Consider the following 10,199-nt stretch of genomic DNA (forward strand, 5'->3'; position numbering starts at 1 on the left):
GGCCAGCACAATGCGTGCGCGCAAGGCCAGCGCCTGCGCGGTCTTGCGCCGCATGGTCAGCGCCGTGAGCTGTTCGCGTTCCGCTTCACTCAGCACCAGTGGTGCCTTCGGTCTTCCTCTCATCGTCGCCTCGCTTATTTGCGAACCCTGCAACCCAGGTTAGTACACAACGCAAATAAGGCAATGAATTTTTAACTCGGGACACTAGAGCAATGGCTGCTGCTCGAGGCAAGCCCGAGAGTGATCACGTTTTGCGAGCGTCCGGGCTACGTGCTGATCAACGGGTCCCGTCAGCTTGCCGATTTCTGGATCCGTTACGTTGATAATCAAGAATTAGTTATCCTAGATGATTCGGCGTCGGAATGTGGCGTAATCAGTTCGGGTCGTGACATCGGCGACAGCGCATTGCCGATCCGGATAGTCGCGCCCGCCGAGTTCGCCGCCGCGCGTACCTGGACCGACAACTGGAAGCGCATACTCCCCTACCTTGTCGCCAACGAAGGGCTCGTTCCGTCAACCTTGCCCCGCGCGATCGTCGGGTTCCTGGGAGAGCCGCAACGATTGCTCGCTGTTGAACGCGAATTNGCGCGTCGCCAGACACTTTGCCTGATGCAATCGGCCCGACGATGCCGGGTGCGTGCCTATCTCTCGCAAGGCGTGCGTCCGCATATCAACCTGCATGGTGTGCGCTACACGAGCCGGTTGCTCGCGGCAGGTACGCATCTGATCGGCGAGTATCTGCTGGTCTACATGAACGCTGACGACTTACGCTCAGTACGCGCCTTCGTGGCCACTGGCGAGGAACTGGGTGTCCTCGAGGCGCAAGGAGCGTGGGGCATAGTGCCGCACAATCTCAAACTGCGTCAGGAGATTCTCAAGCAATCTGGTAAGCGCCGACGCCATATTGCTGCGATTGATCCCAATCCAATCGAGGCGTACGTCCAGCAAAAGCTGAAGCAGGCGAGGAAGACGCGGAAAGCAGCGACGGAGCTCGCCCATGTGACGCAGCTACTGACGTCGGCTCCGACGGTACGCGCACCTGTAGGCCCGAAACGTCGGATCGATGCAGAGACTGCGACAATGATCGCTGCGCCAACCCCGGGCACGCAACCAGCGACGGAAATCGATCTCGCACCACGGCTATCGGTGCGCCCACGCAAGCTCTCCATCGGTACCGGTCAGGTCTTCTGATTTTATCGCTCACGCCAGGAGGTGCATCATGTCGCTCGAAGTGCCGCGTCCGATTGATCCTTCACTGCATCCGCTCGTCACGGGCAATTACCGCCTGGCGACGCCCGCGATCGAAGCGTTCTACGAACTTGTCGCCCGCCGCCTGCGCTATCGGATCCCTGGCGCGCTTATCTATGGACCGCCGCGCATTGGCAAAACCCGGGCGATCGAGTACGTGCGGCTCCTGCTTGCGCGTCAGCACCCGAAGATGTCCAGCTACCATGCACAGTGCGAGCACAAGCCGAAACACGCGGAAGGCCCCTTCTTCGCCAATCTGCTGGAGGCCGTCGGTGATCACGCTCCGCACGCGGGTACGAGCTCGGCAAAACGCAGTCGCCTTTCGCTGCGTATCCGTAGAAGAAAACAAAGTTGTCAATCAGGAATCCTTGTAGTGGCTGGATTCTGCGCTCCGTATTGACGATTTTACTTGCACTCTAAACGAAGCAATGTCGTCAATTCGCATAAGTCCGCATAACAGTTGTCAATTCGCGTCCTAGACTTCGAATCCCCATCCTAAGGTCTTGATCTTATGGACGATTCTGTGCACGTGACGCAGCCGGTCGCGCTCGCGCGAATGCGCGGCGCGCACCGCTTCGAAGTCTTCAGCCTGAAGCTGAAGCGGCGGCTCACATTCGACCGACGCGGCGCTGTCGATGAATGGATCGTGCTCGAGTCCGATCCGACCGTGCTTGCCTTCTGCGAACGCCCTGGCTATGTCCAGATCGGTGATCACCGGTTTCTCGCCGATTTCCAGGTCTGCTACGCTGACCGTCAGGAATTGCTGCTCCTGCCCGATCCGGTCGCCGTGGATAACGGCAAGCCTCATGCAGATCTTGATGCCAGCGCCGTGACGGTGCGCCTGCTTGAGCCCGCAGAACTGGCCGCCTCGCGGATCTGGATCGACAACTGGCAGCGGATGCTGCCCTGTCTGATCGCCACACGTGACCTTGTGCCGACTTCGCTCCTTAATGCGGTCGAGCGCTTCCTGGCAACGGCCCAATCATTGCTGGCCATCGAGCGTGAATTCTCCACGGGAGACCCTGTCGTCGCGCGCGCAGCCGTATTCGCGCTATTGCACGCCGGTCGCGTCAGCGCCCCGGAGTTGCGCACCGAACCGCTGTCATGGCTCACGCGCTTTGGTGCTGCCGAGGCCCGACCATGAGTCGCCGTAAACCCGAACTGCAAGCGCTCGATGTGACGACATGGCCAACCGTCGCCTGGACGGAGCTCGATGCGGCCGCGCGAAAGCACTTCAGGGCCCGGATGCAGGCCATCGAGCGTTACGCACAGGGCGAGCCCGTCAAGGACATCGAAGATGCGACCGGTGTCAATCGCCGACAGCTCTATCGTTTGCTCGAACGGGCACTCGAACCGCATCGCGACGGGCGCATCTTTGGGTTTCGCGCGCTCATCGCACATGTCCGCGTAACGGAGTACATCCGTGTGCGTCCCGTCACCATGCGCGGCGAGCGCGGCGGCAGTGGTGCCGTAGGCGCCCTCTCCCAGCTGCTCGATCGTTATCCGACCCTTGCCGGCTGGCTACGGCTGCAGCTCAAGCAGCGTCGCATCAAGCTCGATCAACGCGACACCGACGATGGTCTCCATACGCGTCTGCGCGGGCTGAAAGCGTTGCATGCCGAGTTCCTTCAGCAGTGCAGGCAAGTAGGTCTGACGGCGGCCGACTATCCGCTCAATACCGCAGGCCATGCGATCCGCTCCCTGTCGGCGTGCGTCAAGGCGGAGTTGCTGCGCAACTTCGGCGCCGCTGCGCGTGCGGCCGGCGCCTCGCACCTCAAAGGTTTGCCGCGCCCCGATGGCGAAGCCGGGGCGCCAGCCGCGAGGCGTCCCTATCAGGTCGTCGAGTTTGACGGGCACAAACTCGACATCCGGCTCAAGATCGTCGTGCCCGATCCGCTCGGCTTCACGCACGAGTTCGAAATCGAGCGGGTTTGGCTGCTCGTGATTATCGACGTGTGTACACGCACCGTGCTCGGCTACCATCTGGTGCTCGCGCTACGCGCAAGAGAAAAACGATGGACATCAGGCGGAGCCTTGAAAATACTGGAATCGCCAGACTGCGGGGTGTCCATTAGATTGGGAGAAAAAGTGGACACAACGACCGTCGCGTGTCCATCTTCCTCCACAAGTTTGCTATATCGTATTTCGAGATCTAGCGCGACTGCAAGGGCAGAACACTCCCGCCACGCAGCGCGGCCAGTTCTTTGCGCAGGCTGAATACCTGACGCAGCAGCGCGAGTTCACGAGCCAGCGACTCGTCAAGCTGTGCCTGCAGATCTTTCGCGTTGCCCTTCGCGCGGTTCAGACGTTCGGTCAGTTCGAGCGTTGGCCGCTCAGCTACGGCGTTGGCCGCATCGATTGCTTCGATTAGCTCGGCGAACGGAGGGCGCGACTTCTTGATGCTGCCTTTCTTGCGGCCCGCCTCGATCGCCACGGTATCGTTGTTGATACGCGCACCCTTACGCTTCTTCAGCCGCTCAAGGGCGGCGTAGTAGTCAGTCATGGCATCGCTCATGCGGCCTCCGGTTTCATCAGTTTCTCTTGCGCGTCAAGCAGTCGTTGCAGCGTCTGTGCCTCGATGCGGCTCTCGACGCTCATCTCATCGACAGCGCGCAGCTTCTCGACTGTAGCCTGCTGCGCCTTGATCACGCGCTGAAGCTTCGACGGCACGACCACGAGGTTACGGCAGTTCGATTCAAGGCAATCCAGACGCATCCAGTCTAGCGGCGTCGACTTGCACGGCTCGACGCTGGCGCAGCCGCCCAGCACCGTCTCGCGGTACGCCAGTTCGCCCTTCCCGAACATCCTCACCGTCTGCTCGCGTGAGTAGACCGACACAGGCGACGCCTGCACGGCACTGCTCTGTGTCCATGCTGCGTGCCCGCCGAACAGCCGCTCGTCAGAGAACAGCACCTGCTCAGCGTACGCAAGGTACTCGGACAGGCCCTGTGCCTCGGCCCATTCCTTCGCGAAGTGAGCCTTGTCGGTGTCGATGAAGCCCTTCGCAAACGCCGAGCCACGAGCGTAGTACATGCTCATTTCCTGCGTGATGTGCTGCAATTGACGCTTGAGCGTCGGCAGCGTGACGAGGCCGCTGCGTTGCGCATACAACGCGAGCGAGCGGCGAAGCTGATGACGCGTGAACGGCCACTGCTGCCCGACCGCGTACTTCGGTTCGTCTTCCCATGCGCGGTGCATGTCGACACGCTTGAGTTCAGCGATGTCCTCGGCCGTGATCGTCGGGAAGACGCGCTCACGAAAAGCTTCGACTTCGTTATGTATGGTACTGGGCGCCCGGTTTGCCACGTACCTAAGATGCAGACCCATCCGACAGAACAGCAGGTGGGAACCGTCCGTCGATTCGGCGTAGCCTGGTGCGCTGTGCGCACGGTGCGCCTCGCCCGACAGCCGTTGCGCGAGCCTGACAGCGCGAGCACCGAGCGGGCTCGTCACCCAGCATGCGCGTTTGGGACGCCCGCCGGACAGCTTGGTCGTCACGCCCTCGATCGCGTAGTGCGTCACACCATCCAGCCGGGTCTCGCTTAGACAGTCGTACGGCAGGTTCTCTGCTTCCATCGCGCGCATGCCGGTGAACGACAGGATGACAAGCTGGCATAACGCGCTGATCGACGCCACAAGCGACAACACGACGTAAAGGGAGTCCTTGCACCCGAAGTGGGCAGCAGCGGTCTTCAGTGCGGCACAGACGTCAGGGCTCTCGCCAGCGTATGCGCGCGCGAGGTAGTCCGATAGCGCGTTCGCGACGCTCTCAGCGATCCCGAGGTCATGCTCGCAGGTCGACAGGAAGTGCTGGTAGATCCGCGTCGGGATGACCGCGTATTGTGAGTTTCCGGCGCGTTGCGCGGAGGGTTCGAGCAGAGGCTTATGCACTTGAGCCAACGGCACGCGCAGCCCTGTGGCGTCGGCGCCCAGCCGGTGAAGCTTCGCCAGAATCGAATGAAGGCGTTGGGCCTTCATGTCCATCCCTGCTTGTGCCGCATAGTCCAGAACAACGGCGACGTTGGATAGCCCCTCAAAAAGAGCAAGCTGGCGTTCGGCGGCAAAGAAAGCAAAGTCCTTCAGGTAAACTGAACAAGCTAGAAGAGTACTGGACGCCGGTACCGTTTCGGTCGCTTCGTGCATCAGAAAGTACATGACCTGCTTCCACTGACGCGTAGTCGTGTCTGAAAGGATGCGGCCGGCGTCGTTAAGCAGGTGACCCCTAAAGTGGATATTGGTGCGGCGCGATCCAATCGTATATGCACGGATGTCCCAGGCGTCGTCACCAAACAGCGAAGCAGGGTGTCCATCCGTGTCGCGCGTGACGACCGCATCGTCTTCAATGCGATACCAGTCGGGGCGCTCGGCGAGCGCCGCGATCAGCGTATTGTTCATGCCACTCCCAATTCGTAAAGCTGATCAAGCTTGGTCGACCAGAAAGCGTCCAGATTTCCATTGATCTCAACGCCGTGCTCGATCTGACCGACCAGCGCGGCGTCGCGCTTGCGCAGTTCATCCAGCAGGAAGTCAACGCGCCGCAGCGCCGCGCCGAACGAACTCTCGTATTGCTCGAACGAGCCAGCACGCCCGCTCACGAGCCTGACGCAGTGACGGCAACTCAGCAGCTTGCGGATGTCGGTGGCGTCAGCGTGCACGCGGTACTGGTCGCAGAAGAGACACCCTTCAGTCGAGCGGCAGTCAGGCTGTACGGTGACCGAAGCCGCGATCGGCGCAGGCTTGTGGAACTCGATGCAGACGCCCACCGCGCTCCTGATGGAGCCCGCCGGGTAGTTGCCGGCCTTCAGCACGGTCTTCTCGACTGAAGCGAGGAATGCGCCCATCTCAGCCTTGTGCGCGGTGTCCGTGCCGTTCGAGTACGAGCGCAGCGCCGTGGCCAAGGAGTGCCCCATCAGCCTGGCTGCGACGACAGGGCCGTGATTGCTCACTGCCCAATCCTGCTTTGCCGCACGCCACTGACGTGCGCTAATGCGCGGCAGCACAATCCCGAGCGTACCGAGTCGACTGTAAAGCCGATCAAGGAATTGGCTTGAGAGACCCGTTAGCCGCCGCAGCTGCGCATGATGCCCGACTACGACGAACAACGTGTCACAGTCTGCGTCCTGGACAAGATACTTGCGCAATGCCAGATACGCCTTGAGCTTTGGCATGAAGGCCAGCGAGACGGTGAACGTAACTTCCATTCCACCTGCACGGTACTTACGCGCCGTGCCCCTGATGGACTCGACAGTCGAACTGCTGCGCCAGTATCGACGCGATAACAACCTCGATCGCCCTGAGCAGGCCGACAAGCCACTCTTCCAGAACCGGCAAGGGACACGGTTATCGCGCTCGGGTGTGCGGTATCTCCTGCAAAAGTATGTGATTCCTGTACGGCGAAATCACCCCGACTTCACACAGCGGGTGAGTCCGCACAGCCTGAGGCACACAAAGGGAATGCACCTGCTGCAGAGCGGCGTGCCGCTCGAGATCATCCGCGACTTCCTCGGTCACGTTGATGTGAAGACAACCGAGATCTATGCTCGTGCAAACCTTGAGATGAAGCGCAAGGCTCTCGAGAAAGCCAACGACAGTGCACCGCTTCCAAAAATCCCATCGTGGCGGCAGAACAAAACGCTCCTCGAGTGGCTGCATTCACTGTAGGACTGCGGAGGTTGCGCGCGCTGATTATTGGCTGCGGGCCTCCCCATCCTGCCCAACTTTTATGTAGAGTTTCTACGACCGGAGACCTTTGCTATCGTCGGCTGGATTCGACACTGCACATAACAACTTTCGGCCGGTAATAACGCAAATGTGCTACAGCACATTTGCGTTACCTCAGCTACCGCGAGAACCGCAAGCTGTTCGACGCTGTGCAGGACAGCTGGGGCACACACCTGTCGACGCTGGTCACGCGCACCCTAGACACCGCGGTGGCAGTATGAGCCGCCTGTACGAGGAAGTTCGCATGCCGCTCGCGGTGGGAACGACGCTGCTGCACCCCGAGCGCGCGCTGCTTAAATGGGAAGGTATTCGCAACCGTTCCGATATCGGACAGATCTGCTACCTGACGCGTGACACGTCGAACACGCGGCACACGCGGCACACTTTCGATCCCAGAAGCTTCAGCAGCGAACGCACCAAGGTTGTACGCCTGCTGGTGACGCAGCTTTCCGAGCGTGTGACCCTTGGCGCCAGGCGTCCTGAGACTATCTACGGTGCTCTGCGCGGCGTGCTTGACTTCGCCAACTGGGCCGACAGGCTGGGCTTGCATCAGGTGCTCTGTGACGAGAAGGCTACGGCGGAGGCGGTTCATCGTTACTTTCGTGAGAAGCGTGAACAGGTCTCGCTGGGCAACCTGAACCACAATACCCACACGCCCGTTTCTCCTGGACGAACTGTTCCATGAGTGAGCCGACAGCGCTCCGGAACTGGCCCTTGAATTTGCTACTAGACATGGCGCATCTATCAACGGCTTCGAGCAGCCTGGTCAGGACTTCCGGGTCCCAGACCGACGGAATAGTGGCATCGCGGGGAACGTGGACCACCGGCAATACATGACTGAGATCCTGCTGCAGAATTCCTCGCATCAGAAGAAAGCGCAGAAAGCAACGCACATCGGAAACGATGCGCGAGACTGACTTCGCCGACAGACGATGTTGCGCGGTCACAAATGCGCAGAGATCGGCCGGCTGCATCTGATCAAAAGACGTGATGTTCCTTGAGCCAAGGAAACCCGCGAATATGGCTATCTCCCGCGTCCGCTCGCGAAGGGTCGTTGTACGAAGATGACGGCGATCCCGGCAGTACAGTTCATAGTCGCGCAATGCCGTGCTCATGGGTGTGGGAACCTGTATCTTCTGCATGTCGGTGACGATGCGCTCAATGTGCCCGTCGTGCGCAAAGCGCTCGAGAACCTTGAGGGAAACCACGATATTCCGCCGCCACCCCTGGTCAGAGTTCTGGCATTCGTCAGCACAAATTTGATACGTAGAGCAAAACCGTTTCGCCAGCTCCATGGAGTACTCATCTCCCAGGCTCATCTCATGACAAAACGCAATGAGATGACGCCAGACTACGCGATAGCGCCAGAGCGATTTCCTGCTGTAGCCTAGCCTCTCCAGTTCGCTCACGGCACCGGCGACGAGCTGCTGCAACGGCAGGTGGCTTGAAACTTGATGGGTTGACTTCTCCATGATCGAACTCCTCACAAAGGCGATCCCGATGGCCGCCATGATCCCATCATGAAACTTTATGTGCAGTAGTTCAAACAAGACGCCTTGCTCACCAAGCGTTTGACGTTGCTGCTCTACATAAAGATTTACGGCTGGTAATAGCCCTCGGTGGTGGACAGTCGTGAGTGCCACATCAGCTGCCGCAACTGATCGAGCGCCCGCGTGTACTTGGTCTCATTCGCGGTCATCGCGTCGACCATGTTCAGCCCGAAGGTTGCACGCAGGTCGTGGAAGCTGAATTCGTACCTGAGGTTGCCGAGCTGCGCGCGCATTATGGGCAATAGTTCGTCCTTGATGAACTGGCGCACGGCCTGTCCAGTCTTGACGTGACGGCGCACCTGAGGGCCGGTGCTGACGCGCGATGCGCGATCCTCATAGAGCGGCGCACCGCGATGGCTCAGAAAGAGCGGCTGGTCGGGGTGATCGCCGCCGTCTGCCAGTTGGCGGCGCTTGCGCGCACGATCGCTGTGCACGTAGATGTACAGCCGCTCGTAGAAACCGCGCGGCAGGTGCAACACGCCCTTGACACCGCCCTTCGTGTCGATGCCCGTACCCGGTCCGCAAGCGAGACGGATGTCGTCGTCGTGAAACTCGCCCGGCTTGCGCATTACGTGTTTCGCGCGCACGGTCAGTACCGTCTGGATGCGAGCGCCTGTCAACAGCGCGAACAGATGAACGAGCGTCATTTCGATGTTGCCGAGAGCGGCTAACGATTCAAGCAGCACCGACTGCTCGGAAGAGGAGAGCGGGCGCAGGCGACCGCCGTCCTGAATGCGATCGTCCCACGGGTCTTCCGCGCGGCGACAGCGGATCGACAGGTCAGTGGTCTTGACCTCGATCACGCCGCTGAATCCCTTCTGGTCCTTGAACTCAACGAAACGATCAGATTCGACCCACGGCGCGTTCGCGGGCTTGAAGCCTGCTTCGGTTATGAGCCAGCGATAGAAGCGCGCTACAGCACCCATACGACGCTTCGCGACACCCGCAGACAGTTCGCCTGCCTGCACGGCCAGCCTGATCGATGCGCTATAGCGGTAGGTCGGCCGTTGCCGCTTGTTCACGGGAAACGTCAGCCAGTCGATGCCTTCGTCATCCAGATAACGACGGAACTCCGCATGCAGGCCTGAATAGCGTGACGCCGCTCGAAGCGATGACGTATTTCGTTCGCGGCAAACAACAACTGCTCACGTGGCTACCCGAGCAGCATCGGCGAACGCTGTGCCTGATGCACACGGCACGGCGCTGCCCCGTGCGGGCTTACCTCGAACAGGGTGTACGCCCGCACATCAATCTGTACCGCGTCCGCTATACCAATGACGTGCTCGCGTGCAGCACACAACTCATCGGTCAGGATGATATGACGGTCGACCTGTAGTCGACGGCATCGCTCCATCGAAGCCCAGTGATCCAAGGTCAAGCTCTTCAACGAACGCCTCGATGACCCTGATCGGATTGTCCTCGGCGACGAAGTCATCGAGGCACTCTGGAAGCAGCGTCACCTGCTTGCGATCTTCACCTTCTATAAATCGCTTCATCCGGTCACCCAGGCTGAATGAGTTAATCAAGTTTAAGCGATCATGGCGTTTTCACACACCCTCGGTAGAGTCGAGATGTGGCGCGGTAGCGGTAGGTTCGGTTTGTCTGTTGCCGCCCCTTTCGTCTGGCGGTGCCCGAGTAACCTCACCCTAACCCCGTTTCCACACCCCGCTCATCGAACCG

8 protein-coding genes and 5 pseudogenes are annotated in these 10,199 nt (G+C 60.2%); 6 read left to right on the forward strand and 7 right to left on the reverse strand.

Annotation, left to right across the window (positions count from 1 at the left end; genetic code table 11):
- Nucleotides 1–123: pseudogene (locus DLM46_RS40830) on the reverse strand (IS630 family transposase); the annotation flags it as partial.
- A 1,096-nt stretch (nucleotides 124–1,219) separates the two neighbouring features.
- Here DLM46_RS40830 and DLM46_RS38375 point away from each other — a divergent pair.
- From DLM46_RS38375 to DLM46_RS38385, 3 genes and pseudogenes are all read left to right on the forward strand, one after another.
- Nucleotides 1,220–1,636 (forward strand): annotated as a pseudogene (locus DLM46_RS38375) (TniB family NTP-binding protein); the annotation flags it as partial.
- Nucleotides 1,637–1,777: 141 nt separating this feature from the next.
- Nucleotides 1,778–2,392 carry a hypothetical protein gene (locus tag DLM46_RS38380; RefSeq protein WP_341868626.1) on the forward strand — a complete coding sequence of 205 codons (615 nt, stop codon included), beginning with the start codon at nucleotides 1,778–1,780 and terminating at the stop codon, nucleotides 2,390–2,392.
- Nucleotides 2,389–3,243: pseudogene (locus DLM46_RS38385) on the forward strand (helix-turn-helix domain-containing protein); the annotation flags it as partial. The gene DLM46_RS38380 and the pseudogene DLM46_RS38385, both read left to right, overlap by 4 nt.
- Before the next feature lie 157 nt (nucleotides 3,244–3,400).
- Here DLM46_RS38385 and DLM46_RS38390 read toward each other — a convergent pair.
- The 3 genes from DLM46_RS38390 to DLM46_RS38400 are packed head-to-tail and all read right to left on the reverse strand — an operon-like array spanning nucleotide 3,401 to nucleotide 6,194.
- Nucleotides 3,401–3,763, reverse strand: a complete 363-nt coding sequence (locus DLM46_RS38390) for a hypothetical protein (protein WP_115110186.1) — start codon at nucleotides 3,761–3,763, stop codon at nucleotides 3,401–3,403.
- Nucleotides 3,760–5,643 carry an integrase gene (locus tag DLM46_RS38395; RefSeq protein ID WP_115110189.1) on the reverse strand — a complete coding sequence of 628 codons (1,884 nt, stop codon included), beginning with the start codon at nucleotides 5,641–5,643 and terminating at the stop codon, nucleotides 3,760–3,762. The genes DLM46_RS38390 and DLM46_RS38395 overlap by 4 nt, the downstream gene beginning before the upstream one ends.
- The gene (locus DLM46_RS38400) at nucleotides 5,640–6,194 is read right to left on the reverse strand and encodes a hypothetical protein (protein WP_244306536.1); all 555 of its coding nucleotides are present in this window, start codon (nucleotides 6,192–6,194) and stop codon (nucleotides 5,640–5,642) included. The genes DLM46_RS38395 and DLM46_RS38400 overlap by 4 nt, the downstream gene beginning before the upstream one ends.
- 220 nt (nucleotides 6,195–6,414) lie before the next feature.
- Here DLM46_RS38400 and DLM46_RS38405 point away from each other — a divergent pair, with 220 nt between their 5' ends.
- Together DLM46_RS38405 and DLM46_RS38415 are read left to right on the forward strand one after the other, a co-directional pair.
- A complete protein-coding gene (locus DLM46_RS38405; RefSeq protein WP_244306537.1) occupies nucleotides 6,415–6,909 on the forward strand; it encodes a tyrosine-type recombinase/integrase in 495 nt (164 codons plus the stop codon).
- A 277-nt stretch (nucleotides 6,910–7,186) separates the two neighbouring features.
- A complete protein-coding gene (locus tag DLM46_RS38415; RefSeq protein WP_244306538.1) occupies nucleotides 7,187–7,654 on the forward strand; it encodes a hypothetical protein in 468 nt (155 codons plus the stop codon).
- Here DLM46_RS38415 and DLM46_RS38420 read toward each other — a convergent pair.
- Nucleotides 7,542–8,441: a site-specific integrase gene (locus tag DLM46_RS38420; RefSeq protein ID WP_165848163.1), complete on the reverse strand. Its 900-nt coding sequence runs from the start codon at nucleotides 8,439–8,441 to the stop codon at nucleotides 7,542–7,544. The two genes, DLM46_RS38415 and DLM46_RS38420, sit on opposite strands and share 113 nt — an antisense overlap.
- A gap of 125 nt (nucleotides 8,442–8,566) precedes the next feature.
- The gene (locus tag DLM46_RS40835; RefSeq protein ID WP_244306539.1) at nucleotides 8,567–9,541 is read right to left on the reverse strand and encodes a site-specific integrase; all 975 of its coding nucleotides are present in this window, start codon (nucleotides 9,539–9,541) and stop codon (nucleotides 8,567–8,569) included.
- A 41-nt stretch (nucleotides 9,542–9,582) separates the two neighbouring features.
- On the opposite strand from DLM46_RS40835, the pseudogene DLM46_RS38430 reads away from it, so the two are divergent.
- Nucleotides 9,583–9,831, forward strand: a pseudogene (locus DLM46_RS38430) (integrase); the annotation flags it as partial.
- Here the strand turns inward: DLM46_RS38430 and DLM46_RS38435 are convergent.
- Nucleotides 9,830–10,015, reverse strand: a pseudogene (locus tag DLM46_RS38435) (IS5/IS1182 family transposase); the annotation flags it as partial. The pseudogenes DLM46_RS38430 and DLM46_RS38435 overlap by 2 nt on opposite strands.
- Nucleotides 10,016–10,199 lie beyond the last annotated feature (184 nt).

The sequence above is a fragment of the Paraburkholderia lacunae genome (assembly GCF_003353175.1).
GTDB classification, from domain to species: domain Bacteria; phylum Pseudomonadota; class Gammaproteobacteria; order Burkholderiales; family Burkholderiaceae; genus Paraburkholderia; species Paraburkholderia lacunae.